Here is a 24567-nt window from a genome sequence, read left to right on the forward strand (position 1 = left end):
CGGAGACTCCTCGTCGGCTGCCGAAACTGGCAGGATCCGGACGCAGCACCACACTCATCCGGTCAACCTCCAGTGGAGGCGGACGACCGTGACCCCACCGTTCGGTACCGGTCCCCACGAGGGGAGGGACCGGTGCCGGACGACGTGGTGATCCTCCCCAGCGGACCGCGCTCCACAACTCCGGCCGACCCTGGATAACTGACGGCCTGTCAGCTATGGTCGGCCTGCCGTTCGCCTGCCGCTGCCAGGGCCGGCCTGCCGTACCGCTTCCGGAGCGACGTACAGGGGTGAGCACAGTGGAGACACGTCCCGAGAGCCCACGACCGCAGGGCGCCCCGCGCTGGGTGGCGATGTACTACCAGCCGGCCGCGCAGGCCTGGCGGACAGCGGCGCAGTCGCCCCACCGCTCGCCCGTGCTGCACGCCCTCGGCGAGATGACACAGACGCTGCGGGCGCGTGGGGACGAGGGGACCTTCGCCCTGTGGGGGCCGAGGGACGGCGACTGGCACCGCTTCGACACGCCCCTGAAGCCGGGACCGGCAGCGTCCCGGCTGGCCCCGGAAGCCTCCGCCTCCGAACCGGCCCCGCTGGCGGAACGCATGACCGGCCGCCGCCACCAGGTCCTCATGTCCGGCCTGAGCAAGGCGGGCCTCTACGACCTCTCCCCGGAGGACGACGCGACCGTCCAGGCACTCGTCGAACGGCTCGACGAGGCCGCCGTACGCCGGGTCGCCCACTGGCTCGCGACGGCTGGAACACGCTAGACGGCCGGAGCGCGCCAGACGGCCGGTTCAGCCGGTCTGCCGCTGGGCAGTCAACACCTCGGGTCCCACCGGCTTCCGGCATCGGCCGGTGGGGGACAAGGGGGATGCAAGGGGATGAAGGTGGTCTCTGTCGACCGCGAGCTCTGCTACGGCTCCGCCGAGTGCGTCCACAGGGCCCCGGCGGTCTTCGAGTTCGTCGACGGGTTCGGTGCCGTCCGCCCGGGCCGCGAACGGACCGGCGGCGACGCCCCGGAGATCTTGGAGGCGGCGGAGAAGTGCCCCAGCCAGGCCATCAGCATCACGGACGCGGCGGACGCGGCGTCGGCACCGGACCGCCCGTAGCGAGGGCCGGTGCCGGTACCGAGCCTGCTCGCGGTCTTCGCCCACCCCGACGACGAGTCCCTGACGGCGGGCGGCACCCTCGCCCGGCACGCGGCGGCGGGCGCCCGCACGGCGGTCGTCACGGCCACCTGGGCGGCGGACACCGAGCGCGCCGCGGAACTGGCCGAAGCACTGCGCATCCTCGGCGCCGGCAAGCCACGTCTGCTCGGCTACGCCGACTCCCGCGTCCCGCGGTCGGCCCCGGGCAGACCACGCCTGTGCGACGCCCCGCTCGACGAGGCGGTGGGCGGCCTGGTCGCGCGGATCCGGGAGTTCCGCCCGGAGATCGTCGTCACCCACGACGCTTACGGCGGCCTGACCGGTCACGAGGACCATGTGCACACCCACCGCGTGACGCTGTCGGCGGTTTACGCCGCCGGCCTCGAACGCCTCTACCCGGACGCCGGTGAGCCCTGGCAGCCGAGCGCCCTGTACCTGGCCACGCACCCGCACTCCGCCGTCCGGGCGTGGGGCGGCCACCTGGCCCCCACGGGCAAGACGATGCGCACGGTCCCGGACGACCGGGTCACCACGACCGTCGACGTGACCACCTGGCTGGACCGGAAGATCGCCGCCGTGCTGGCGCACCGCACGGAGGTGGAACGGGGAGCCGCCCCGGGCCTGATCGCCGCACTGCCGGGGCCCGAGCGGGAGCGGTTGCTCGGTACCGAGTGGTACATCCGCCACGAGCTCGTCGCTACGGCCGGGGCTGGGACGGAACTCCTGCCGTAGCCGGTGACCGGCTCAAGCCGGAGGGAGCTGACCGGCCGAGGTCAGTGCCCCACCGGAAACGGCCACCGAAGGCCCGCCAGCGCCCGGGCCCTGGCCTCCACGACCGCCATCCGGGCAGCGCGCTCGGCCCGGTCCACGTGGGCCTTCTGCCCGGTCACCTGCCCCTCCCACTTCCGGTACAGCAGCCCCACCTCCCCCGAGAACCACCCTCGGCTCACGGCGTTCAGTGCGAGCAGCAGCCCCGTGTCCTCCGACGCGGGCAGCGCCATCCAGCCGCCGAGGGCGAGCAGCAGCTCCCGCCGTACGAACAGCGACGCCGGATGGACCGGTGCGAGGAAGCCGTTGGCCTTCCAGTGCTCGAGCACGGCCCCGCGCTCGATCGGCCCCTGGTCGGGATCACCCGGGAACCCGACCGTCGACCCGTCGGGCATGAGGTCCAGCACCCGCGACGTCGCCCACCCGAGACCGCGGTCGGCCTCCAGCGCCGCCAGGTCCCGCGCGAGCGTGCCCGGCGGCAACTGGTCGTCGGCGTCCAGGACCTTCACGTACGCGCCCTCGGCGTGCGCCAGCGCGACGGTCCGGGCCACTCCGGGCCCCCCGGCCCGGCCCTGCCGGAACGTCACCCGCTCGTCGTCGGGCACGTACGGCCGTACGTCCGCGCCCTCCCCGTCCTCCTGGATCACCCAGTGCCACTCCCAGCCCTCCGGCAGGCCCTGCTCGCACAGCGACGCGTAGGCCTCTGGCAGAAACCGGGCCGACGGGCCGTGCACAGCGGTGACGACGACGATGCGCACTCAAAACCCCCCGCGACCTGCACAGATGTCCGTACTGCGGAGCGATCCTAGCCCCGTGGCCCTCCTCCGCCCCACGGCGCCCACTCGACCTGCCGCGTCAGCCGCCCATGTCGAACCGGGGTTCCTCGGTCCGGGTGCGCTTGACCTCGAAGAAGCCCGGAACCGCGGCCAGCATCAGCAAACCGTCCCACAACTGCCCGGCGGCCTCCCCGGTGGGAGCGGGGGAGACGACAGGGCCGAAGAAGCCGACGCGTTCGCCGCCGGGCCCGGCGACAGACACCACCGGGGTACCGATGTCGCCACCCGCCAGGGCGACGGCCCGAGCGTGCGAGGACCGGATCGCCTCGTCGTAGGCGGTGGACCCGGCGACCTCCGCGATCGCCTCAGGCAACCCGGCATCCGCCAGGGCCGCCGCGAGGTTTCCCCAGTCACCGTGCAGGTGGAAGCGGGTGCCCATCGCCGTGAAGAGATCACCGAGCGCCTGCTGACCGAACCGCTCCTCCACCGCCGCGCACACGCGCACCGGCGCCCACATGTACTCCTCCCACTCGCCCTCGGGATCGTCGTCCCGGTGTTCGTTGAGCACCGACAGGCTCATCACCCGCCAGCGGACGGTCACCGGCCGCACTTTGGTGACCTCGACCATCCATCGCGAGCTGATCCACGTGTACGGGCAGACAGGGTCGAACCAGAAGTCGGCAGTGCGCTGTTCGGTCATCTCATCGCTCCAGAGTCTCGATCGACCACGACAGCAACGTAGAACGGCCCCACCGTGACCGCGGGTTCCGGTTGGCGATGCGCCTGCACCGTGTGGCATTTCCGGATCCTCTGCCCTCCTTGACGGCGACCGACCCGGACGTCGCGAGGCTGCGGTAGCGTGACCGAACGGAAGATCGAGGCGGGCGGTGGCGGGTGGAGTGGCGCGAGTACGCCGAGCAGATGGCCCTGCTCGCGCGGGATCTGCTGGCCCAGGACTCGGTGCAGGCGACCCTGGACGAGATCGCCGCGTCGGCGGTGAAGCTGGTCGAGGGCTGTGACGCAGCCGGGATCCTGGCGGTGCGCAAGGGCCGGGCGGTGACGCTGGCCGCCTGCGGGGACCTGGCCCAGGAGTCCGACCGCCTCCAGGGTGAGCTGGGCGAGGGACCCTGTTTTGATCTCGCACGCCGCAGGGACGGCGAACGCCTGTACCGCATCGCGGACCTGACCCAGCCCCAGCCGGCCTGGGAACGCTTCGCAGCGCGGGCGCGCGAGCTGGGCGTGGGCAGCATGACCGGCGTACTGCTCTACACCGACCGCGAGGACTTCGGCGCGCTGAACCTCTACGCCCGCCGCCCCGGGACCTTCGGCAAGGACATCGAGACCGCGGGCTGGCTGCTGGCCTCGCACGCCGCCGTCGCCCTGGCCGACGCCCGCACCATCGACCAGCTCGAGCACGCCATGGAAACCCGGCACGCCATCGGCGAGGCCATGGGCATCCTCATGGAACGCCACAAGCTGAGCGAGGACGACGCCTTCAACGTGCTGCGCCGCATCTCCCAGCACCACAACATCAAGCTGCGCGACGTCGCCCAACGGGTCCGGGCCGACCACACCGACCCGGCCTGATCACCACCGCGCGTGCCGTGGTCGTGCCGCTGCCGTGAGACGGGGCGGGCAGGCGACGGGGGATGCGCCTGCCCGCCCCGAGACGCAATGACCCGCACGGGGGGAACGGGCCTTGCGGGACCGTAGTCACGGCCCAACGGTTACAGCGCACCGGGGACCGCACCTGTCACACCCGCGGTCCCGGCCTGTGAACCCACCTCCGGATCCCGGCCGTGGATGCGGGCCGCACACCGCGAACGGAGCCTGCCCGGTGTACCCGGTCGGCGCCCGGGTACGCGCAGCACGTAAAGCCGCTCAAGAGTGGTGAGCACAACGAAAGAGCCCTACATGGTCATCCCGCTTATGAAGCAGGCGGCAGATGAGCAGGGCATGGGTGAGCACGCCACGCTGCGTTCCGACGTGGCGTGGGACAGCGGCGTCGCCAGCGCCGCGGACGCACGCCGCGTTCTCCGCGCCTTCCTCGCCCGCGTCCCGCTGACCGGCCGCACGCCCGTACCAGATCTGCTGGCCGTGGACGCCGAGCTGGTCGTCAGCGAGCTCGTCACTAACACCATCCGGCATGCGCCCGGCCCGTGCGGGCTGGTCGTGCAGCTGTCAGCCAGCACACTGGCGATCACCGTGTGGGACACCTCTCCTGAAGAACCGGTGGTGCAGAAAGGCGACCGGCACCGCGTCGGCGGGCACGGACTCCACCTGGTGCACGCGGTCAGCGACACCGTCGTCGTCGGATTTCGCACCGTGGGAAAGCAGATCACCGCCCATATGCGCCTGGCACCGAACCAAAGCTCTGGCCCACGTCTGGCCACACACACTGATCAGCGAAGTGACGCCGGACCAAGGGAAGACACCCTGCACGCGGAAGGGGTGGGATTTGAAGTGGAGCGGAGCGGGTAGCGCCTACCGGCCCCCGGCGCCACACGGGGTATGTGGTCCACCCGGGGTCCACGGCGCTGCGTAACAGCGGATGGCCACCGTCTGGTGCGGACTCCACTGCTGCTCGACTGTGGCCATCAGCTCCCAGCCCAGCCGCTCATACAGGGCCGCCGCCGCGGTATCGGAAGCGACGACGTCGAGCACCGGATGCAGGCCGCGACGCTGCGCTTCCTCCACTGCTTGGCCGATCAGCAGTGCACCGATCCGGTGTCCCCTCGCTTGCGGGGCAACGAACAGCCTGCTGATCACGGCGGTCATACCCCGCGTCGCCCCGCTCCGCTCGCTCCACAACATCGGGGCCAGATCGCCGTCGCCGCCTTGCGACAAACTGACATGCCCCACCAGGCGGCCTTCGAGTTCGGCGACCCAGGAGCCCAGCAGGGGACCGCGTGTCAGCCACTCGCCGGGCTGATCCGGCCAGTTCACCGGATAGCCGTCGCGCGCGTGGACCTCCGCGAGGACCCGCACGCACTCCTCGATATCGCCCTCAGCCCTCTGCCGGACCCAGCGGCTCAGCCGCTCATCCGGCACCCCGGAACTCTCGATGCTCACTCCGGCATAGAAACACAGGCCCCAGGTCAGAAGGGGTGCCCCGAAGCCGGGGCACCCCTTCTGACCTGCAACATCTATGACTGACGCGGAGGCGGTGGGATTTGAACCCACGGTGACATCGCTGCCACGACGGTTTTCAAGACCGTTCCCTTCGGCCGCTCGGGCACGCCTCCCCGCGCCGGCCGTGATCGGCGGCGCGGGGACAAGGGTAACGGGTCCGTGCGAGCAGGCGGGGGTCAGTTGTCGCCGACGCGGGAGCCCAGGGTGAGGTCGACGGTGTGCTCCTTGCCGCCGCGCTCGTAGGTGATCGTGACCTTGTCGCCAGGCTTGTGGGTCCAGATCTCGCCGATCAGGGTGGGGCCGGAGTCGATCACCCGGTCGTCGAGCTTGGTGATGACGTCGCCGGGCTTGAGGCCGGCCTTGGCCGCCGGGCCGCCCGGCTCGACCGGTGTCGCGCCCTGGTCGGTGATCTGCGCGCCGTCCGAGCTGTCGTCCAGCGAGACGGACGCGCCGATCTTCGCGTACACCGGCTTGCCGGTCTTGATCAGCTCCTGGGCGACGTACTCGGCCTGGTTGATCGGGATGGCGAAGCCCAGGCCGATGGAGCCCGACTGGCCGGTGCCGAAGCCGCCGTTGCCGGTGGACTGGATCGCGGAGTTGATGCCGATGACGTTGCCCTGCGCGTCCAGCAGCGGTCCGCCGGAGTTGCCCGGGTTGATCGAGGCGTCGGTCTGGAGGGCGCTCATGTACGACGCCTGGCTGCCGGTGCCGTCGCTGGAGGCGACCGGGCGGTTCTTGGCGCTGATGATCCCCGTCGTCACCGTGTCGGACAGGCCGAAGGGGGCGCCGATCGCGATGGTCGCGTCACCGACGGCCACCTTGTCCGAGTCGCCGAGGGTGAGCGGCTTCAGGTCACCGGGGGCGTTCTTGAGCTTGATGACCGCCACGTCGTAGCCCTGCGCGTGCCCGACCACCTCGGCGTCGTACTTCTTGCCGCTCGGGAACGTCGCGGTGAGCTTGCCGCCATCCACCGCGCCGGCCACGACGTGGTTGTTGGTGACGATGTGGCCCTGCTTGTCGAAGACGAAGCCGGTGCCGGTGCCGCCCTCGCCGCTGTTGCTCTCGGCCTCGATCGTGACCGTGCTCGGCAGCGCCTTGGCGGCCGTGCCCGCGACCGTGCCCGGGTCGCGCTTGACGTCGCCGCCGCTGGTGGAGGCGGAGACCGTCGTCGAGCCGGTGTTCTCGTCGTTGTTCTTCGCCAGCGTGTAGCCGAGACCGCCTCCCAGGCCGCCCGCGGCCAGCGCGGCCACCAGGATCGCGGCGACCAGGCCACCGCGGCCACGCCCGGACTTCGGCGCCGGCTGCTGGTACGAGGAACCCCAGCCGCCGGAACCGGAACCGCCGTCGCCGTACGGCGGGGAGGCCGGCGACGGGGGCGGCGGCCAGGAGGGGTCGGGGGCGGAGGAGGAGACGCCGTGATGCGCGGCGTCGCCGGAAACGCCCTGGCCGTGGGCGGACTGCCCCTGGGCGTCCTGTCCGTACGGTCCCGGTCCCTGAGGTGCGTGCCCCTGGGGCGCCTGTCCCTGCGGCGGCTGTCCCTGGGGGGCCGGAGCAGCGGGAGCGTCCACCGGCACGGGGGGTGCGGACGGGGCGGGGGGTACCGCGGTGCCCTCGTTCTCGGTGCTCACAGCTATTCTCCTCGATCCACGGCTGTCTTCTGGGTCGCACTCGGTCACGCTTTTTCACGCCGGCGACGGTCCTGCGCGATACAGCTGTGCTTGTCCCTTTGTATGCCGTCAGCTTTTCCCACTGGCCGTCAGAGCACCATAAGCGGTGGCTGTGGGTCCGGGGCCATTCTTTATATAGGTCATTACTGACGAAAAGGATGCAATTCCAGTGCCTCCGTCCGGACCTGCGTATCCGTCGAGTCCGTCCGACCAGACGCGTACCCGCGCACGGTGGCACCATGACGCGGTGACCCACGCACGGCAGCATGTGATTCAAGTCGTCGCCCACCGCGGCGCCTCCGAGGACGCCCCGGAACACACCCTGGCCGCGTACACCAAGGCGATCGAGGACGGCGCGGACGCCCTCGAGTGCGATGTGCGCCTCACCGCCGACGGCCACCTGGTGTGTGTGCACGACCGCCGGATCAACCGTACGTCCAACGGCCGCGGCGCCGTCTCCGCGCTGGAGCTCGCCGACCTCGCCGCCCTGGACTTCGGCTCCTGGAAGACGGGCGAGGCCTACAGGGGGCGTGACGAGGACCCCGACTGGGAGCACCGCCCGGAGGACCGCGAGGCGACGTCCGTCCTCACCCTGGAGCGGCTGCTCGGACTCGTCTCCGACGCCGGACGCCGGGTGGAACTGGCCATCGAGACCAAACACCCCACGCGCTGGGCCGGGCAGGTCGAGGAGCGGCTGCTGGCCCTGCTGAAGCGGTTCGGCCTCGACGCCCCGGCCACCTCCGAGGAGTCCCGGGTACGGGTCATGAGCTTCTCGGCCCGCTCGCTGCACCGCGTGCGTGCCGCCTCGCCGACACTGCCGACGGTCCACCTGACGCAGTTCGTCTCGCCCCGGCTGCGCGACGGACGCCTGCCCCCGGGGGTGCGGATCGCGGGCCCGTCCATCCGGATCGTGCGCAACCACCCCCTCTACGTGGAGCGCCTGAAGCGGGCCGGCCACCAGGTGCACGTGTGGACCGTGAACGAGCCCGAGGACGTGGACCTCTGCGTCGGCCTCGGCGTCGACGCCATCATCACCAACCGCCCGCGCGCGGTGCTCGACCAGCTCGGCCGCTGAAGCACCGGCCCGACGCCGACCGCACGAGCCCCGTCTGCACCCGGCCACACGAATCCCACCAGACCCATGCACACCTCTTGACCCCGCCCATTGGCGGGCGGGATCCTCGCGTCTCGGCCACACCGACGAATTCCAGCCACATGATTACAGGGAGTGCTCCGGCGCGTTCGGTCGGTATTCGATCGTGGTGAATGCGTCACAGGACGTGGATTGGCCGGTTTCCGGTACAGGCCAATGGGGCATCCACACCGTGGCGTGGGGCGAAGGAGGTCTCGGGGGTGGCGTTGGTGGTGGCACAGGACGTGCCCACGTCGTCAAGCATGGCCGTACCCCATGGCCCTGCGGGCGTGGGGGAAGCGAGACACCGGATGCGCGCGCAGTTGCGCAGAGGTGGCGTAGCGGAATCGGTCATCGACGACGCCGTACTGATCCTTTCCGAACTCTTGAGCAACGCGTGCAAACACGGCAGGCCCTTGGGTGACGCGTTCTCCGGCGACGGTGACGTCCGTGCCGCGTGGCGCGTGGACCCCTCAGGCCGGCTCATCGTCGAGGTCACGGACGGCGGCGGCCCGACCCGCCCCGCCCCGGCGACCCCGTCGGTCACGGCGCACGGCGGCCGCGGGCTGAACATCATCACCGCGCTGGCCGACGACTGGGGTGTCCGGGACGACATCTGCGGCGAGGTCACCGTGTGGGTCGTCGTCCACGCGGACGTGTACGACCCGGACGCCGGCCACCGCCGCGACGACTTCGCGACACGCGTCACGGCTCCGGCGGTGTCCCAGATACCCGGGCTGGACTTCGCGGACGCCTTCGACGACATGGACTGACCCGGCGCCCACGGGGACCCTTGTCGTCCGTGGGCAATTCCGTTGTCCACGGGAACGTTGTTGTCCACAGGACCCGTGTTGTCCCCAGGACCCCGTCGCCCGAGGCGCGAACGGCTAGGCTCGCGACCGTACGAGACGAGCCGTAACCGGGAGACCCATCGATGGCCAAGAAGCGACCCCAGACGAAGGCCAAGCGCCCGCAGATCACGGACGGAGAGATCCCGGTCGTCGGCGCTCGTGAGCCCTGCCCCTGTGGCAGCGGCCGACGCTACAAGGCCTGTCACGGCCGGGCCGCGGCCCACGCCGCGACCGAGCTGGTGCACCGCCCCTTCGAGGGCCTGCCCGGCGAGTGCGACTGGGTGGCCCTGCGCGAGCTGGTCCCGGCAGCCACGGTCGGGCTGACGCTCAAGGACGGCCTCCCCGAAGGCGTCCCGGCGGTCACGCTGGCCACGGTCCTGCCGATGGCCTGGCCCGCCCTGCGCCGCGACGACGGCTCGGTCATGCTGGGCCTCCAGAACGACACCTCGTCGGGCGACATCAGCCGCGACCTCGCCGACATCCTCCAGCGCGCCCTGGAAGCCGAGCCCGGCACACCGGTCCAGGCCCGCCGCGCCCCGGCCGACGGTCCGCGGCTCCAGGATCTGCTGGACCCGGAGGGTGCCTTCGAGCCAGAGGTGCACAGCGGCTTCGAGTTCTGGGTGCCGGACCCCGAGAACGCCACGCCGGAGGTCACCGCCTCCCTGGAGCGGGCCAACGCCGCGGCCATCCCGACCGTCAAGCTCCAGGGCGTGGACGCCGCCTACTGGTGCGAGACACCCGAGAAGAACCATTTGCGGTGGGTCATGCCCCACCCCGAGGAGCAGCTTCTGGACGCTCTCGCGCGGCTGCACGCCGCGGGCCGGTCGAGCCTGGGCGAGGGCACGCGTCTGGTGGGCTCCTTCCGCGCTCACGGGCTCACCGTGCCGGTCTGGGACCTGCCGAGCGGTGTCACGGCCGAGGACGTGGAGAAGCCGGCGGCGGAGTTCGCCGAGCGCCTCGCCGCCGCCTTGACCACGGACGCGCCGCTCACGGCGGATGAGCGCCGCGCACGGGGCGGCCTCACCAACCGGCAGGTCACGCTCAGCTGACAGCGCGTCACAGAGCCCGGCCGACCGCTCGACCGGGCGGCCGGGCTCTCGCACTCCGGACGGGAGAAATCCCTTCACAACTCCCGTCCGGGACAAGCCAGTCGGTGACTGGAAAGGGCGAGATCGAATTTGCGAACCGCCGATCTCTTGTTACCGTTCCTGTAGCCCGGTTGCTGGTGCATCCCCCGTCGCCAGCAACCGGGTCTTTCTCTGCGCGCGACCGTTCACGGAACGCAGCGGCTCGTCAACTGCCCGCTTGCGTAGGCGAGTTGCTCCCCGAGCGCAGCAGCAGCGGCCCCTGGCCCGCCCGCCGGGCGAACTCCGCGACCGCCGTGTACGCCCCCAGGTCCCCGCGCGCGGGTTCGCGGGGCGTCTGACACGTCCCCGGCTCGTCCTCGGCCCCCACCGCACAGGTGATGCGCACGGTCCGGTCGCCGGGCCCCATCAGGCTCAGTACGGCGTCCAGCGACTCGCCGGTCGCATTCCGGTAGTAGGTCCGCGCCCAGATGTCCGCGGCCTGTGTCACGACACAGGTCTGTGCCTCGACGCCGTCGGGGGAGGAGAGTTCGGGACCGCAGCGCGCGGCGTTCGACAGGCCCGGGCCGGGCGCGGGGAGACCGGCCGCGGCGGACGGCGCCTTGCCGTCCGCGGACGGCCGGGAGGGACGTGCGCCGCCCTGTCCGGAACCGGCCACGGAACCGCCGCGTACGCCGGCATGGTCCGCCGACCCCCCGGACCGTGTCGCGTCCCCCGCATCCGGGGACCCCGCGGACGGCACCGCCAGCGGCAGGGCGACCGCGCACGCCGCCACGGCGCCCGCGAGGGCGAGCAACCGCAGCTTTCGGGGGTCCCGGGTCAGGCCCCGGGAATGACGAGGCATGGCCCCGGAACATAACGCGCCGGGGCGGAACCCGGGCTCGGCGCGCCCTACGGCCCTACAACTCGGGCGCGCTCACACCCGTACGAGTGAGGGCCTCGACCACGGCGTCCACCACGGCCTCCACATCGGGCACCCACGGCGACGCCGAGCCGGGCAGCGGCGCCCGCTCCCAGCGGATCTCGCCCTGGCCCGTCTCGGACGGCGGCAGCGCCAGGTAGCCGCCCTCGCCGTGGAAGCGGAGGGAGCCGGGCACGAAGTCCTTGGCGTAGAGCAGTTCGCCGAGCTGCTCCATGGAGTACGGCTTCACGAGGATCGCCCAGCGGGCGGGGGACGCGACGACCGGGCCGAGCCGTATGCCCATGCCGTCGAGTGCCTTGAGGGCGCGGGCCGCCGGCAGGGCGGGCAGGGAGACCGCGCAGGGCGCCTTGCCGCCGGTGGCCAGGACGATCGGCGCCGTGGGCCGGTTGCCCCACCACCAGCGCACCATGCGCCCGTCCGTGGTGGCCGCGAGCAGGCCGGGGTCGAAGGGGTGCGCGCCGGGAACCGTGCATTCGGGATCCGGGCAGCCGCAGCGGTTGCGCCCCTCGGGGTCCGCCGCCACGCCCGGGAGTACGGGCCACTGCCATTCCGTCGCGTAGGTCAGGGCCGCGCCGATCAGCTCAGGCCTCCCGTCACCGCGCTTGGACAGGAGCCTGCGTCGCCTTCCGAGGATCTCGCGCATGAGCGCTCGTTCCTTTCCGTTGCACGCCGGCAACACCGTGGTCCACATCACATCATGTGTCGATCACTTCACTGTGCGTACCTGTTGGCGCATCACACCCCTGCCGTGCGCAAGGGGAACCCCTATGGGTCGAGCATTTGGCTGCCTCCGCGCCGTCCCGCCCATACTGCGTCTATCAAAAGCACGGGCGTGGCGTAGGGGTGGCGAAGTATGGCGTTTGCCGTCGCGCGTATTTCTCTCCGCCTCCGCCACGGGAGGATGGGGCACGGTCGTCGGTGGCTAAGACGCCCGGGTCCGTCACCAGGTTCCCGGGTAGTTCGCAACCACCCCTGGCCTTCACCGAGTACGTACCCATCGCGACCGTCGTGACGCTCCGTCGAGCAAGCCCAGTCGACCGCAATAAGCCGTCCCTTGCGGCAGTTTTAAGCCAACTTTGCATTTACGCAAGAGGAAGGAGACTTGTTCCCTCAGACCTCACGGACACCAGGAATCCCGGCAGGACAATGCTGGACATCTCCTCACGAGTGCGTGTACATGTGGAGACACTGCTAGCGGCGCAGAATGACATGGGGGTTTGCGATGCTTTTGAGCAGTACGCGCTGGTCGGAAAGCCGGACGCCATGAACGCCCCGCACCCTCCGAAAGTGGCTGGAATCGATTCAACGGTTCCGGCGCCCGCACACACTGTCGCGCCCGTCGCGGCGAGTGATACCTCCTCGTCCGCCCCGGCGAACCCCCCGGCCCCACCGGGCGCGGTACTCCAGGACCGTCTCGCCGGCTGGGTCTCCGACCTCACCACCCTCCACGAGCTGACCGAACGCCTGATCCGCACCTCCGCGCTCGACGACGCGCTCCAGGAACTGCTGCGGGCCGGCGCCGCCCTGGTGGGCGCCCGCCGCGGCCTCGTCGTCCTGGAACCCGGCGACGGCCTGGGCCCGGACACCACCGTCGGCCTGGGCCTGGCCCGCGCCGACCTCGGCCACATCGAGACCGTGCCCCGCAGCGCCCTGTCCTACGGCCGTTTCCTCGACGGACCGCCCGGCGGCGAGGACGGCATCGCCGAGCCCGACCTGTTCGCCGAGAAAGGGCTCGACCCCCGCCACCGCGAGGTCGCGGCCCGCCTCGGCTACGCCGCCAGCTACGCCCTCCCCCTGACCACCGAGTCCGCCGGCCGCCTCGGAGCCGTGGTGTGGCTCTACGACGAACCCGCCGAACCGAACGAGCGGCAGCGCCACCTCGTCGGCCTGTACGCCCGGTACGCCGCCGAACACCTCGCCCGGCTCCGCGAACTGGAGCGCACGCGCGCGTCCATGGCGACCATGTCGGACGAACTGCTGCCCGCGCGGCTGCCGCGGGTGGCCGGTGTCCAGCTCGCCGCCCGGCACCGCACCGGCCCGCGCGGCGGCGGCGACTGGTACGACGCGCTGCCGCTGCCCGACGCCGCCCTCGGCCTCGCGGTCGGGTCCGTCACCGGGGCGGGGCCCAGCGCGGTCGCCGCGATGGGCCGGCTGCGGGCGTCCCTGCGCGCGTACGCCGTGATGGAGGGGGAGGACCCGGTCGCCGTCCTGTCCGACCTGGAGCTGCTGCTGCGGCTGACCGAACCGGCCCGCTCGGCCACCGCCCTGTTCGGCTACTGCGAACCGGCCGCCCGCAAGATCACGCTGGCCGGTGCCGGGCACAGCCCGCCGCTGCTGCTCGGGCAGCGCCGCACCGAGTTCGTGGAGACGTCGGTCTCCGCCCCGCTGGGCATGCTCGCCTGCTGGGAGGCGCCGAGCGTGGAGATCCTCGCCGAGCCCGGGGAGACGGTTCTGCTGTACACGGACGGGCTGCTGCACCGCACCGGTGAGACCACCGACCGCGCCTTCGCCCGGCTGCACGCGGCGGCGGCCGGGGCACCCCGGGCACTGCGGCGCGACCCCGGCGCCATCGCCGACCACGTCCTGCGGAGCGTGCTGCCGGACGGGCTGGACGCGGCCGACGGTGCGGAGGACGTCGTCCTGCTGGCGGCGCGGTTCGAGTAACGCTCCTCGTCATCGCCCTGAGACCGCTTCCGCGCCGCCGTAGAGTGGAGGGCGGTCCAGCGCCGTATCGAGGAGGATGACCGCCGTGGCAGAAGAGCCTTCGGACACCCCGGAGACTGCCGAAGAAGAGCCGATCAAGCAGCGGAAGAACGGACTGTACCCGGGCGTGTCCGACGAGCTTGCCGAGAACATGAAGAGCGGCTGGGCGGACACCGAGCTGCGTGACCTCCGGCCCGTCCCCCAGGCCGCCGAGACCGCCGCCCGCCGGGCCGCGCTGTCCGCGCGCTTCCCGGGCGAGAGGCTGGTGATCCCCGCGGGCAACCTGAAGACCCGCTCGAACGACACCGAGTACGCCTTCCGCGCCTCCGTCGAGTACGCCTACCTCACGGGCAACCAGACCGAGGACGGCGTCCTGGTCCTGGAGCCCAAGGGTGACGGCCACGAGGCGACGATCTACCTCCTGCCGCGTTCGAACCGCGAGAACGGCGAGTTCTGGCTGGACGGCCAGGGCGAGCTGTGGGTCGGCCGCCGCCACTCCCTCACCGAGGCGGAGAAGCTGTACGGCATCCCCGCCTCCGACGTGCGCGAGCTGGCCGGGGCGCTGCGCGAGGCCACAGGACCGGTGCGGGTCGTGCGCGGGTACGACGCCGGCATCGAGGCCGCGCTGACCGACAAGGTCACCGCCGAGCGCGACGAGGAGCTGCGGGTCTTCCTCTCCGAGGCGCGGCTGGTCAAGGACGAGTTCGAGATCGGCGAGCTCCAGAAGGCCGTCGACTCGACGGTGCGCGGCTTCGAGGACGTGGTGAAGGTCCTCGACAAGGCCGAGGCGACCTCGGAGCGGTACATCGAGGGCACGTTCTTCCTCCGCGCGCGGGTGGAGGGCAACGACGTCGGCTACGGCACGATCGCCGCGGCCGGGCCGCACGCCTGCACGCTGCACTGGGTGCGGAACGACGGGCCCGTGCGGTCGGGCGATCTGCTGCTGCTCGACGCGGGTGTGGAGACGCACACGTACTACACCGCCGACGTCACGCGGACGCTGCCGGTCAACGGCCGGTTCAGCGAGATCCAGCGGAAGATCTACGACGCCGTGTACGAGGCCCAGGAGGCCGGGATCGCCGCGGTGCAGCCCGGGGCGAAGTACCGGGACTTCCACGACGCCGCGCAGCGGGTGCTGGCCGAGAAGCTGGTCGAGTGGGGGCTGGTCGAGGGGCCGGTGGAGCGGGTGCTGGAGCTGGGGCTTCAGCGGCGGTGGACGTTGCACGGGACCGGGCACATGCTCGGGATGGACGTGCACGACTGCGCTGCCGCGCGGACCGAGACGTATGTCGACGGTGTGCTGGAGCCGGGCATGTGCCTGACCGTCGAGCCGGGGCTGTACTTCCAGGCCGATGACCTGACGGTGCCGGAGGAGTACCGGGGTATCGGGGTGCGGATCGAGGACGACATCCTCGTGACGGAGGACGGCAACAGGAATCTGAGTGCGGCGTTGCCCCGTCGTTCGGACGAGGTCGAAGCGTGGATGGCCTCGGTCAAGGGCTGAGGTTGCTCGCGGGTGCGCGGGGGCTGGTCGCGCAGTTCCCCGCGCCCCGGTAGGGCGCGAAAAAACCGCAGGTCAACGGTAGTTGGCGTGTGAGATCATGGCCGACCTTGCCGGTCCGACCCGGGGAACAGGCGTGATCACCATGAAGAACGTCCAGACGGCGCTGACCATGCAGGACGCCATCCTCACCCTGCAGAAGTACTGGAGCGACAACGGCTGCATGATCACGCAGCCGTTGAACACCGAGGTCGGAGCGGGGACGGCCAACCCCGCCACGGCGCTGCGGGTGCTCGGCCCCGAGCCGTGGAGCGTCGCCTACGTGGAGCCGAGCGTGCGGCCGGACGACTCCCGTTACGGCGAGAACCCCAACCGGCTCCAGACCCACACCCAGTTCCAGGTCATCCTCAAGCCCGACCCGGGCAACCCGCAGGAGCTGTACCTGGGCAGCCTGAAGGCGCTCGGTGTCGACCTGGGCGCGCACGACGTGCGGTTCGTCGAGGACAACTGGGCCTCGCCCGCGCTCGGCGCCTGGGGGCTGGGCTGGGAGGTCTGGCTGGACGGCATGGAGATCACCCAGTTCACCTACTTCCAGCAGGTCGGCGGCGTCGCCCTGGACCCGGTGTCGGTGGAGATCACGTACGGCCTGGAACGCATCCTGATGAACCTCCAGGGCGTGGATCACTTCAAGGACATCGTCTACGCGCCGGGTATCACGTACGGCGAGGTGTTCGGGCAGAACGAGTACGAGATGAGCCGCTACTACCTCGACGACGCCGACCTCGACACCAACCACCGGCTCTTCGAGGCGTACGCGGCCGAGGCCCGGCGCCTGCTCGACCTGGAGCTGCCGGTCCCGGCGTACACGTACGTGCTCAAGTGCAGCCACACCTTCAACGTGCTCGACGCGCGCGGCGCGATCAGCACCACCGAGCGGGCCAAGGCGTTCGCGCTGATGCGCGGCCTGACGCACGAGTCGGCCAAGCTGTGGGAGCGGCGGCGGGCGGCGCTGGAGCATCCGCTCGGAGTGGCGGCCGCCCCGGCCCCGGCCCAGCGGGCCGCGCTGCCCAAGGTGCCCGGTGTCGAGACGCTGCTGTTCGAGATCGGCGTGGAGGAACTGCCGTACGCCGACGTCCCCGCCACCACCGAGGCGGTGCGCGAGTCGGTCACCGCCAGGCTGGCCGCGACCCGGCTCGGGCACGGCGCGATCACCGTGATGGCCACGCCCCGCCGGATCGTGATCACTGTCGACGGCGTGCAGCCGCGCGAGCGGGACACCATGCGGACCGTGCGCGGCCCCAAGGTCGCCGCCGCCTTCAAGGACGGCGCTCCGACGCCCGCCCTGCTGGGCTTCGCCCGGAGTCAGGGGGCCGAGCCGACCGACGTGCGGATCGTCAACGTCAAGGGTGTCGAGTACGTGGCCGTCACCCGGCACGAGGAGGGCCGTCCGGCCGTCGAGGTGCTCAGCGATCTGCTGGCCGAGGTCGTGTCGGGGCTGCGCGCCGGCCGCAACATGCGGTGGAGCGACCCTGGCCTGTCGTTCTCACGGCCCGTGCGCTGGCTGCTCGCGCTGCTGGGCCGTACTCCCCTGCCCGTGGTGGTCTCCTCGCTCACCGCGAGCGACACGACGCGCGTGCAGCGCCAAGCCCCTTACCCGGAGGTCCGGGTGACCTCCGCCGAGGGCTACCCGCACTTCCTGCACATGCACGGCATCCTGCTCGACCGGGACGCCCGGCGCGGTGCGGTGGTCCGCGGTGCCCTGGAGGCGGCGGCCGAGGTGGGCGGGCGGATCGACGTGGAGGGGCAGGGCGATCTGATCGACGAGATCACCGACATCCTGGAGTTCCCGTACGCCGTGCGGGGGTCGTTCGACGAGCGCTATCTGGAACTGCCCGCGAGCGTCCTGACCACCGTGATGCGCAAGCACCAGCGCTATCTGCCGGTGCTGGACGGCGAGCGGCTGATGCCGCACTTCGTCACCTTCGCCAACGCGCTGTGCGACGACGACGTGGTGCGGGCGGGCAACGAGGCGGTGCTGCGGGCCCGTTACGAGGACGCCGCGTTCTTCTGGCGGGCGGATCTGAAGGTGGCGCCGGAGGAGTTCCGGCGCCGGCTGGACAAGCTGACCTTCGAGGACCGGCTCGGTACGGTCGCCGACCGCGCCGACCGCATCGCCTCCCTCGCCCTCGACCTGGCCGGACGCGCCGGGCTCCCCGAGGAGGCCGTGGCCGTCGTCCGGCGCGCGGGTGCGCTGGCGAAGTTCGACCTGGCGTCGCAGATGGTGATCGAGTTCTCCGGACTGGCCGGGGTGATGGCCGAGGAGTACGCCCGCCGGGCCGGCGAGTCCGCCGAGGTCGCCCGGGCGCTGGCGGAGATGGAGCTGCCGCGCTCCGCCGGCGGTGCCCTGCCGGCCGGGGACGCGGGTGTCGCGCTGTCGCTCGCCGACCGGTTCGACCTGGTGACGGGCATGTTCGTGATCGGGGCCGCGCCGACCGGGAGTTCGGATCCGTACGGGGTGCGCCGGGCCGCGATCGGGCTGCTCAACGTGCTGCGGAGCCTGCCCGCCGTGGCCGGGGTGCGGGTGAGCGAAGGGTTGCGCGCGGCGGCCGTGCGGTACGCCGCGCAAGGTGTCGAGGTGCCCGCCGAGCGGGTCGCCGAGGCCGCCGAGCTGATCACCCGGCGCTACGAGCAGCAGCTCACGGACGCCGGGCACGAGTACCGGCTCGTCCAGGCCGTCCTGGTGTGGGCCGACCGGCCCTCCCACGGCGACCGCACCCTGGCCACGCTGGAGCGGCACATCGGCACGGAGGCGTTCGAGGCGCTCGCTGCCGCCTTCCAGCGGGTGATGCGCATCCTTCCCGAGGGCGGCGTCGAGGCGGCGGATCCGTCCCTGCTGACCGCGCCCGCCGAGCTCCGTCTCGCCGAGAGCGCCGACGCCGTACGCCAGGCCCTGCACGGTCGCGAGGACGATCTCGGCGCGCTGATCGAGGTCTCCGCCCCGCTGGTCGAAGCGATCAGCGCCTTCTTCGACGAGGTGCTGGTGATGGACCCCGACCCGGCGGTCCGCGCGGCCCGGCTGGCGCTGCTCAGTCAGGTGGCGGGGCTGGCGCGTACGACGCTGGACTGGGGCGCGCTGTAGGGGCGGACGCCGGAGGGACGGACCTTCAGGGGCGGGCGTTCAGGGGGCGGACGTTCAGGGGGCGGACGTTTCACGTGAAACGCCGCCTCCGAGCCGACCGGGCGTCGGCAGAGGTCAGACCGCCATCAGCGGAGCGGCGTCCTCGCGCCACTTGAGGACCTTGTCGAAGCTCACCACTGCCCCGCCCCGGCCCGGCTTGTTGCCGATGTGGACATGGTCGGCGAGCTGCTCGATGAGGCACAGCCCTCTGCCGTTCTCCGCGTCGGAGTGTGCGGGCCTGATCGGCGGGCGGGACCGGCCGGCGGAGGCCGCGGGGAACCCCGGGCCCGCGTCGGCGACCTCGATCCGGCATTTCTCACCGTCGAGGTACGCCGTGACCCGGTACGCCTCCGAACCTGGACCGCCGCACGCGGTGTCCCCGCCATGTTCCACGGCGTTCGCGCATGCCTCGCTGAGGGCGACGGAAAGGTCGTAGGAGATATCGGGATCGACGCCCGCGGTCTCCATCGTGCCGATCAGAAGGCGCCTGGCGAGCGGCACGCTCGCAGCTTCGCGCCGCAGATGGAGTGACCACCAGATGCTCATACTCCAGCCTCCTGGCCGCGGCTCGACATACCGTTACGTATTGCCCTGACTCTCCGCATGTAAGCGTGAAGTTGACGTGATGCCGCCCATACGGCGGATGCGCCCTAGCCCTGATCGGTGTATGTGAGGGGGCAGGCGGGGCCAGAGAGTGACGTTTCCGGTCGTACGGCATCTTGCGGACCTGCCGCACGAGGCCTGGGTGGCCAGTGCGATGATGACCCCGCCATGACTGCCCCCCACGCGTGCGCGACGCGCTCCGGACTCACGCTCCGGATCCTGCGGGCCGCGGTGTTCGCCGCGGTCTGTGTCGTGCTGGCCGGGGCAGGTCACGCGCTCGCCTCCTGTGACGGCATTCCGCTGTGGACGCTGGGCGCCGGGTTCCTCGGGGTGGCCGCGGTGGCGGCACCTTTGGCCGGGCGCGTGCGCTCGCTGCCGGGGATCACGGCACTGCTCGCGGCCGGTCAGACGGTGCTGCACACGCTGTTCGGACTCGGTCAGCACGGTACGGCCGCCGCCACGTCGTCGGTGTCGGCGGGCGTGAGCGACGCCGCGCTGGTCCAGCAGGCCGCGCGGCTCGTGTGCGGCACGACGGCGGCGGCGATCAGCCCGGCGCAGGCCTACAAGATCCTCACCGATGCCGGGATCCGGCCGCCCACGGGGGCGCACACGCACCTCCCGGCCGACGCCGGGGCGTCGGCCTCGCTGTGGCCCTCCCTGCCGATGCTGCTCGGTCACGTCCTCGCGGCCATCGCCGCCGGCTGGCTGCTGCGCCACGGCGACCTGGCTCTGCTGCGGCTGACCGAACTGTCGGCGCAGGGGGTCACGGAGGGGGCGCTCGTGCGTGCCCTGCGGGCCGCGCTCGCGCTGGTTCGCGCCCTGCGCGCCGGGCTGCCGGGAGCGCCGGAGGCATGTCCGCGCCCCGTGCGCGCCGTGCGGCCGGCGCCTGCGATGCCGCGCATGACCGTGCTTCAGCACACGGTGATCCGGCGCGGCCCGCCGGCCGCCACGACTCGAGCATCCGCACTCGCCCTCGCCGCCTGACGCGACGCGACCACCACTCCGCCTTTTCGTACGATCCGAATGATTCGGACGACTCGGAGGAGGGCCGCCGTCGCGCGGCACGCGCGCGTGCGCGTATCCCTCTTCCACGAACCGACTCACAGCGGAGTTCTCCTTCCATGAAGGCTTCCCGTATCGCCGCGGCCGGTGCCGCCGCCGGCGTCACCGTTCTCGCCCTGTCCGCCCCCGCCTTCGCGCACGTCAGCGTGCAGCCCGAGGGCGCCGCCGCCAAGGGCGGTTACGCGGTCGTCGACTTCAAGGTCCCCAACGAGCGGGACAACGCCTCGACCACCAAGCTCGAGGTCACCTTCCCCACCGACCACCCGCTGGCCTCGGTGATGCCGGAGCCGATGCCCGGCTGGAAGATCGACGTCACCAAGTCCAAGCTGGACAAGCCGCTGGAGCTGCACGGCGAGAAGATCTCCGAGGCCGTCACCAAGGTGACCTGGACCGCCGACGGCAAGGGCATCGAGCCCGGCTACTTCGAGAAGTTCCCGCTCTCGATCGGCCAACTGCCCGAGGACACCGACCAACTGGTCTTCAAGGCCCTCCAGACGTACTCCAACAAGGAGGTTGTCCGCTGGATCGAGGTGCCGAAGAAGGGCCAGGAAGAGCCCGACAACCCGGCCCCCGTGCTGGAGCTGTCCGCCGCCGAGGACGGGCACCACGCCTCCTCGGGTGACACCGGCTCCGACGCCGAGTCGGCCGAGAAGGCCTCCGCCGACACCGCCGCCTCCGACTCCGGTTCCTCCGACGGCACCGACACCACCGCCCGCGTCCTGGGCGTCGTCGGCATCGTGGTCGGCGCGGCGGGCGTCGCCTACGGCGTGCTGGCCGGGCGTCGGCGCACCAACGCCTGAGGCCGCTTCCGTTGCACGGCGTGCGCCGGACTCCCGCCCTCGGGCGGGGGCCCCGGTGCACGCCGGATCACCGACATCTGGGACATTTTCCTATGCGCACCAAGACCTTCGCCGCGGCCGCTCTGCTCGCCGCGGCCTCCCTGACCCTCACCGCCTGCGGCAGCGGCAACGACAGCGACAAGCCCGTCGCCGTCGTGTCGGAGCAGGCGGGTACCAAGAAGGCCGCCACCGTCCTCGACAAGCCGTTCGAGAAGCCGGACCTGGTCCTCACCGACACGCAGGGGAAGAAGTACGACCTCCGCAAGGAGACCGAGGGCAAGCCCACGCTCATCTACTTCGGCTACACCCACTGCCCCGACGTGTGCCCGTCGACGATGAGCAACATCGCCGTGGCCAAGAAGCAGCTGCCCAAGGCCGAGCAGAACGAGCTGCGCGTCGTGTTCGTCACCACCGACCCGGACCGCGACAAGCCCGCCGAGCTCGGCAAGTGGCTCAAGGGCATCGACCCGCAGTTCATCGGCCTCACCGGCGACTTCCCGACGATCCAGGCCGGCGCGCGCACCCTCGGCATCTCCATCGACGCGCCGCGCAAGGACAAGAACGGCAAGATCGTTTCCGAGCACGGCACCCAGGTCATCGCCTTCTCCCCGAAGACCGACGGCGGCTACGTGCTCTACGGCGAGGACGCCACCGTCGACGACTACACCAAGGACCTCCCCAAGATCGCCAAGGGGGAGAAGCCGTGAGGCGGCGACTCCGCCCGGCGGCACTCGTCATAGCCGGAGCACTGGCCCTGGCGGGCTGCGGCGGCTCGGGCTCGGAATCCGAGGACTCCGGTTCCGGGAACGGCAAGGCGGAACTCTCCGTGGGCTCCGCGTACATGCCGCAGCCCGTCTCCGACGAGATGGCGGCCGGCTTCCTCACTGTCACCAACAAGGGCGGCGCCGCCGACGAGCTGACCTCGGTCACCAGCGACATCGCCGGGCAGGTCACCGTGCACGAGACCGTCGGCTCGGCCATGCAGGAGGTCAAGAGCCTGAAGGTCCCCGCCCACGGCGAACTCCTGCTGAAGAGCGGCGGCAACCACCTGATGTTCGAGCAGCTGAAGCGCAAGCCGAAGGAAGGTCAGACGGTCTCCGTCGAGCTGCACTTCGCCCACTCCGGCCCGGTCGAGGTCGAGATGCCGGTGAAGCCGGCGACCTACCGCCCGAAGACCGGGCACTGAGGGAGGGACCCCTGTGACGCAGACCATCGCCCCCCGCGTCCGGACCGTGGTGCTGCTGCTCCTGGCCGCGGCCTGCGCACTCCTGGTGGCCGGAGCCGGTCCGGCCTCCGCGCACGCCGCGGTGACCGGCAGCGACCCCGCGCAGGGGGCGGTGGTCGACAAGGCCCCGGCCCGGATCTCGCTGACCTTCTCCGAGCAGGTCGCGATGTCCGATGACTCGCTGCGCGTGCTCGACCCCGAGGGCAAACGCGTCGACACGGGCGGGCCGTCCAACGTCAGCGGCACGACGTACGCCGTGCGGCTCCACTCCGGCCTGCCCGACGGCACCTACACGGTCGCCTACCAGCTGGTGTCCGCGGACAGCCACCCCGTCGCCGGTGCATACACCTTCTCCATCGGCGCCCCGTCGAAGACGTCCGTGTCGGTCTCCGACCAGACGGCCGACGACGGCGTGGTCGGCTGGCTGTACGGCTTCGGGCGGTACATGTCCTACGCCGGGTTCATCGTGATGGCCGGCGGCGCCGCCTTCGTCCTCGCCTGCTGGCCGCGCGGCTCCGGAGTGCGGCCCGTGCAGCGGTTCGTCGTCTCCGGGTGGCTCACGCTCACCGCCGCGACCCTCGCCCTGCTGCTCCTGCGCGGCTCCTTCACCGGCTCCGGGAAGGTCGCCGACATCTTCGACCTGTCCCTGCTCGGGCAGGTGCTCCAGACCAAGACCGGCGCGGCCCTGGTGTCCCGGCTGCTGCTGCTCGCCGCGGCGGCGCTGTTCATCGCCGTGCTGTTCGGTGCGTACGACAAGCGCGAGGACCCTCAGGAGAAGCGGGACCTGACCTTCGGACTCGCCATCGGCGGCGTCGTCGTGGCGGCCGGGCTCGCCGCGAGCTGGGCGATGTCCGAGCACGCCTCGACCGGACTCCAGGCGGGCATCGCCATGCCGGTCGACGTCCTCCATCTGCTCGCCGTCGCCGCGTGGCTCGGCGGGCTCGGCGCGCTGCTGGTCGCCCTGTACCGGGCGCCCGCCGACGCGCCCGTAGACGCGTCGGCCGTACGCCGCTTCTCCCGCGTCGCCTTCGGCAGCGTCCTCGCACTGATCGCCACCGGGACGTACCAGTCCTGGCGCCAGCTCGGCTCCTGGTCGGCCTTCACCGGCACCCGCTACGGACAGCTGCTCCTCGCCAAGATCGCCCTCGTGGCCGTCCTGGTCGGCGTCGCGTGGATCTCACGCCGGTGGACCGGGCGGCTGGCCGAGACCGTGCCTGCGTCCGCCGAGCGGGAGAAGGCGCGGGTCGGAGCCGGTGCTGACGCCTCCGGTGCCGCGGAGCCCGAGGTGACCGGCGATGACCGGACCGGCACGGATCCCGAGTCCAGCACGGACCCCGAGTCCGGCACCGACGCCGGCGAGCGGCCCGATTCCGGGCCCGCCAACACCGAGCGGGCCGCTCAGCTCGCCCGGCAGCGGGCCGCCCGGGACGCCGCCCTCCAGAAGCGGCTGCGGGACGCCGACCCGAACCGTTTCGGACTGCGCCGCTCCGTGCTGGCCGAGGCCGGTGTCGCGGTCGTCCTGCTCGCCGTCACCACCGTCCTCACGCAGACCGAGCCGGGACGCACGGAGCAGGACGCCAAGGCCGCCACCTCGTCGTCCGCGTCCACCTCGCCCGACACGGGCGCCTCCGGGGCCCTGACCCTGAACATGCCCTTCGACACCGGCGGCGAGAACGGCAAGGGCATCGTCACCGTCGACCTCGACCCCGCACGCGTGGGCGGCAACGAGATGCACGTCTACGTCGAGCGGCCCGACGGTCAGGCCTTCGACATCCCCGAGGTCAAGGTCGACTTCACCCTGAAAGCCAAGGACGTCGGGCCGCTGCCCGTCGTCCCGGACCACATCGCAACCGGACACTGGTCGGCGAACGGAGTGCAGATCCCCATGGCCGGCGACTGGAAGGTCGACGTGACCGTGCGGACCTCCGACATCGACGAGGTGACCGTCTCCAAGAACGCGCAGATCGGCTGAACCACC

General features: G+C 71.7%; 23 protein-coding genes and 1 tRNA gene. 16 read left to right on the forward strand and 8 right to left on the reverse strand.

What is annotated here, in order from left to right; all coding sequences use genetic code 11:
• The first annotated feature begins 296 nt into the window (after positions 1 to 296).
• From QC385_RS18855 to QC385_RS18865, 3 genes are all read left to right on the forward strand, one after another.
• Positions 297 to 764, forward strand: a complete 468-nt coding sequence (locus QC385_RS18855) for a hypothetical protein (RefSeq protein ID WP_279542481.1) — start codon at positions 297 to 299, stop codon at positions 762 to 764.
• Between the two features lie 114 nt (positions 765 to 878).
• Complete coding sequence (locus QC385_RS18860) at positions 879 to 1106, forward strand: ferredoxin (protein WP_279542482.1); 228 nt, start codon at positions 879 to 881, stop codon at positions 1104 to 1106.
• Between the two features lie 9 nt (positions 1107 to 1115).
• Positions 1116 to 1877: a PIG-L deacetylase family protein gene (locus QC385_RS18865; RefSeq protein ID WP_279542483.1), complete on the forward strand. Its 762-nt coding sequence runs from the start codon at positions 1116 to 1118 to the stop codon at positions 1875 to 1877.
• A 41-nt stretch (positions 1878 to 1918) separates the two neighbouring features.
• Here the strand turns inward: QC385_RS18865 and QC385_RS18870 are convergent, their stop codons facing one another.
• Both QC385_RS18870 and QC385_RS18875 read right to left on the reverse strand, forming a co-directional pair.
• On the reverse strand, positions 1919 to 2671 hold the full coding sequence (locus tag QC385_RS18870; protein ID WP_279542484.1) for a glycosyltransferase family 2 protein: 753 nt from the start codon (positions 2669 to 2671) through the stop codon (positions 1919 to 1921).
• Between the two features lie 97 nt (positions 2672 to 2768).
• The gene (locus QC385_RS18875; protein ID WP_279542485.1) at positions 2769 to 3389 is read right to left on the reverse strand and encodes a DsbA family protein; all 621 of its coding nucleotides are present in this window, start codon (positions 3387 to 3389) and stop codon (positions 2769 to 2771) included.
• A 221-nt stretch (positions 3390 to 3610) separates the two neighbouring features.
• On the opposite strand from QC385_RS18875, the gene QC385_RS18880 reads away from it, so the two are divergent.
• Entirely contained in the window at positions 3611 to 4276 is a 666-nt protein-coding gene (locus QC385_RS18880; protein WP_443032942.1) for a GAF and ANTAR domain-containing protein, read from the forward strand.
• A gap of 303 nt (positions 4277 to 4579) precedes the next feature.
• Positions 4580 to 5170: an ATP-binding protein gene (locus QC385_RS18885; protein ID WP_279542487.1), complete on the forward strand. Its 591-nt coding sequence runs from the start codon at positions 4580 to 4582 to the stop codon at positions 5168 to 5170.
• Between the two features lie 3 nt (positions 5171 to 5173).
• Here the strand turns inward: QC385_RS18885 and QC385_RS18890 are convergent, their stop codons facing one another.
• The 3 genes from QC385_RS18890 to QC385_RS18900 form a co-directional block, all read right to left on the reverse strand.
• A complete protein-coding gene (locus QC385_RS18890; RefSeq protein WP_279542620.1) occupies positions 5174 to 5677 on the reverse strand; it encodes a GNAT family N-acetyltransferase in 504 nt (167 codons plus the stop codon).
• Positions 5678 to 5847: 170 nt separating this feature from the next.
• Positions 5848 to 5934: transfer RNA gene (locus tag QC385_RS18895), tRNA-Ser, on the reverse strand.
• A 63-nt stretch (positions 5935 to 5997) separates the two neighbouring features.
• Positions 5998 to 7449 carry a S1C family serine protease gene (locus tag QC385_RS18900; RefSeq protein WP_279542488.1) on the reverse strand — a complete coding sequence of 484 codons (1452 nt, stop codon included), beginning with the start codon at positions 7447 to 7449 and terminating at the stop codon, positions 5998 to 6000.
• A 286-nt stretch (positions 7450 to 7735) separates the two neighbouring features.
• On the opposite strand from QC385_RS18900, the gene QC385_RS18905 reads away from it, so the two are divergent.
• The 3 genes from QC385_RS18905 to QC385_RS18915 all read left to right on the forward strand — a co-directional run bounded on the left by QC385_RS18905 (position 7736) and on the right by QC385_RS18915 (position 10520).
• Positions 7736 to 8563, forward strand: a complete 828-nt coding sequence (locus QC385_RS18905) for a glycerophosphodiester phosphodiesterase (protein ID WP_279542489.1) — start codon at positions 7736 to 7738, stop codon at positions 8561 to 8563.
• Positions 8564 to 8754: 191 nt separating this feature from the next.
• Positions 8755 to 9393, forward strand: coding sequence for an ATP-binding protein (locus QC385_RS18910; RefSeq protein WP_279542490.1), 639 nt, complete (start codon positions 8755 to 8757; stop codon positions 9391 to 9393).
• Between the two features lie 161 nt (positions 9394 to 9554).
• On the forward strand, positions 9555 to 10520 hold the full coding sequence (locus tag QC385_RS18915) for a DUF5926 family protein (RefSeq protein WP_279542491.1): 966 nt from the start codon (positions 9555 to 9557) through the stop codon (positions 10518 to 10520).
• Positions 10521 to 10764: 244 nt separating this feature from the next.
• Here the strand turns inward: QC385_RS18915 and QC385_RS18920 are convergent, their stop codons facing one another.
• Positions 10765 to 11400, reverse strand: a complete 636-nt coding sequence (locus QC385_RS18920; protein ID WP_279542492.1) for a hypothetical protein — start codon at positions 11398 to 11400, stop codon at positions 10765 to 10767.
• A 55-nt stretch (positions 11401 to 11455) separates the two neighbouring features.
• A complete protein-coding gene (locus QC385_RS18925; protein ID WP_279542493.1) occupies positions 11456 to 12121 on the reverse strand; it encodes a bifunctional DNA primase/polymerase in 666 nt (221 codons plus the stop codon).
• Positions 12122 to 12624: 503 nt separating this feature from the next.
• Between QC385_RS18925 and QC385_RS18930 the strand changes: the two genes are divergently transcribed.
• The 3 genes from QC385_RS18930 (at position 12625) to QC385_RS18940 (ending at position 18821) form a co-directional block, all read left to right on the forward strand.
• Positions 12625 to 14142 carry a PP2C family protein-serine/threonine phosphatase gene (locus QC385_RS18930; RefSeq protein ID WP_279542494.1) on the forward strand — a complete coding sequence of 506 codons (1518 nt, stop codon included), beginning with the start codon at positions 12625 to 12627 and terminating at the stop codon, positions 14140 to 14142.
• A gap of 76 nt (positions 14143 to 14218) precedes the next feature.
• A complete protein-coding gene (locus QC385_RS18935; protein WP_279542495.1) occupies positions 14219 to 15685 on the forward strand; it encodes an aminopeptidase P family protein in 1467 nt (488 codons plus the stop codon).
• Positions 15686 to 15827: 142 nt separating this feature from the next.
• Positions 15828 to 18821 carry a glycine--tRNA ligase gene (locus QC385_RS18940; protein ID WP_279542621.1) on the forward strand — a complete coding sequence of 998 codons (2994 nt, stop codon included), beginning with the start codon at positions 15828 to 15830 and terminating at the stop codon, positions 18819 to 18821.
• Positions 18822 to 18935: 114 nt separating this feature from the next.
• On the opposite strand, the gene QC385_RS18945 is transcribed toward QC385_RS18940, so the two are convergent.
• The gene (locus tag QC385_RS18945; protein WP_059414681.1) at positions 18936 to 19406 is read right to left on the reverse strand and encodes an ATP-binding protein; all 471 of its coding nucleotides are present in this window, start codon (positions 19404 to 19406) and stop codon (positions 18936 to 18938) included.
• 225 nt (positions 19407 to 19631) lie between these two features.
• On the opposite strand from QC385_RS18945, the gene QC385_RS18950 reads away from it, so the two are divergent.
• The 5 genes from QC385_RS18950 (at position 19632) to QC385_RS18970 (ending at position 24561) form a co-directional block, all read left to right on the forward strand.
• Positions 19632 to 20447 (forward strand): hypothetical protein, encoded by an 816-nt coding sequence (locus QC385_RS18950; RefSeq protein WP_279542496.1) that lies wholly within the window; start codon positions 19632 to 19634, stop codon positions 20445 to 20447.
• A 137-nt stretch (positions 20448 to 20584) separates the two neighbouring features.
• The gene (locus tag QC385_RS18955) at positions 20585 to 21325 is read left to right on the forward strand and encodes a YcnI family copper-binding membrane protein (protein WP_279542497.1); all 741 of its coding nucleotides are present in this window, start codon (positions 20585 to 20587) and stop codon (positions 21323 to 21325) included.
• 92 nt (positions 21326 to 21417) lie between these two features.
• Complete coding sequence (locus QC385_RS18960; protein WP_279542498.1) at positions 21418 to 22071, forward strand: SCO family protein; 654 nt, start codon at positions 21418 to 21420, stop codon at positions 22069 to 22071.
• Positions 22068 to 22550 carry a copper chaperone PCu(A)C gene (locus QC385_RS18965; protein ID WP_279542499.1) on the forward strand — a complete coding sequence of 161 codons (483 nt, stop codon included), beginning with the start codon at positions 22068 to 22070 and terminating at the stop codon, positions 22548 to 22550. The genes QC385_RS18960 and QC385_RS18965 overlap by 4 nt, the downstream gene beginning before the upstream one ends.
• A 13-nt stretch (positions 22551 to 22563) precedes the next feature.
• Positions 22564 to 24561, forward strand: a complete 1998-nt coding sequence (locus tag QC385_RS18970) for a copper resistance CopC/CopD family protein (RefSeq protein ID WP_279542500.1) — start codon at positions 22564 to 22566, stop codon at positions 24559 to 24561.
• Positions 24562 to 24567: the final 6 nt, after the last annotated feature.

The organism is Streptomyces sp. DH10, from assembly GCF_029813805.1.
In the GTDB taxonomy this organism is placed as follows: Bacteria; Actinomycetota; Actinomycetes; order Streptomycetales; family Streptomycetaceae; genus Streptomyces; species Streptomyces coeruleofuscus.

Bases quoted from the DNA above. Each gene is read 5' to 3' on its own strand.
- QC385_RS18860 (WP_279542482.1), top strand. From the start codon at position 879: ATGAAGGTGGTCTCTGTCGACCGCGAGCTCTGCTACGGCTCCGCCGAG.
- QC385_RS18875 (WP_279542485.1), bottom strand. From the start codon at position 3,389: ATGACCGAACAGCGCACTGCCGACTTCTGGTTCGACCCTGTCTGCCCG.
- QC385_RS18880 (WP_443032942.1), top strand. From the start codon at position 3,611: ATGGCCCTGCTCGCGCGGGATCTGCTGGCCCAGGACTCGGTGCAGGCG.
- QC385_RS18910 (WP_279542490.1), top strand. From the start codon at position 8,755: ATGCGTCACAGGACGTGGATTGGCCGGTTTCCGGTACAGGCCAATGGG.
- QC385_RS18915 (WP_279542491.1), top strand. From the start codon at position 9,555: ATGGCCAAGAAGCGACCCCAGACGAAGGCCAAGCGCCCGCAGATCACG.
- QC385_RS18920 (WP_279542492.1), bottom strand. From the start codon at position 11,400: ATGCCTCGTCATTCCCGGGGCCTGACCCGGGACCCCCGAAAGCTGCGG.
- QC385_RS18925 (WP_279542493.1), bottom strand. From the start codon at position 12,121: ATGCGCGAGATCCTCGGAAGGCGACGCAGGCTCCTGTCCAAGCGCGGT.
- QC385_RS18930 (WP_279542494.1), top strand. From the start codon at position 12,625: ATGCTGGACATCTCCTCACGAGTGCGTGTACATGTGGAGACACTGCTA.
- QC385_RS18935 (WP_279542495.1), top strand. From the start codon at position 14,219: ATGACCGCCGTGGCAGAAGAGCCTTCGGACACCCCGGAGACTGCCGAA.
- QC385_RS18940 (WP_279542621.1), top strand. From the start codon at position 15,828: ATGAAGAACGTCCAGACGGCGCTGACCATGCAGGACGCCATCCTCACC.
- QC385_RS18945 (WP_059414681.1), bottom strand. From the start codon at position 19,406: ATGAGCATCTGGTGGTCACTCCATCTGCGGCGCGAAGCTGCGAGCGTG.
- QC385_RS18950 (WP_279542496.1), top strand. From the start codon at position 19,632: ATGACTGCCCCCCACGCGTGCGCGACGCGCTCCGGACTCACGCTCCGG.
- QC385_RS18955 (WP_279542497.1), top strand. From the start codon at position 20,585: ATGAAGGCTTCCCGTATCGCCGCGGCCGGTGCCGCCGCCGGCGTCACC.
- QC385_RS18960 (WP_279542498.1), top strand. From the start codon at position 21,418: ATGCGCACCAAGACCTTCGCCGCGGCCGCTCTGCTCGCCGCGGCCTCC.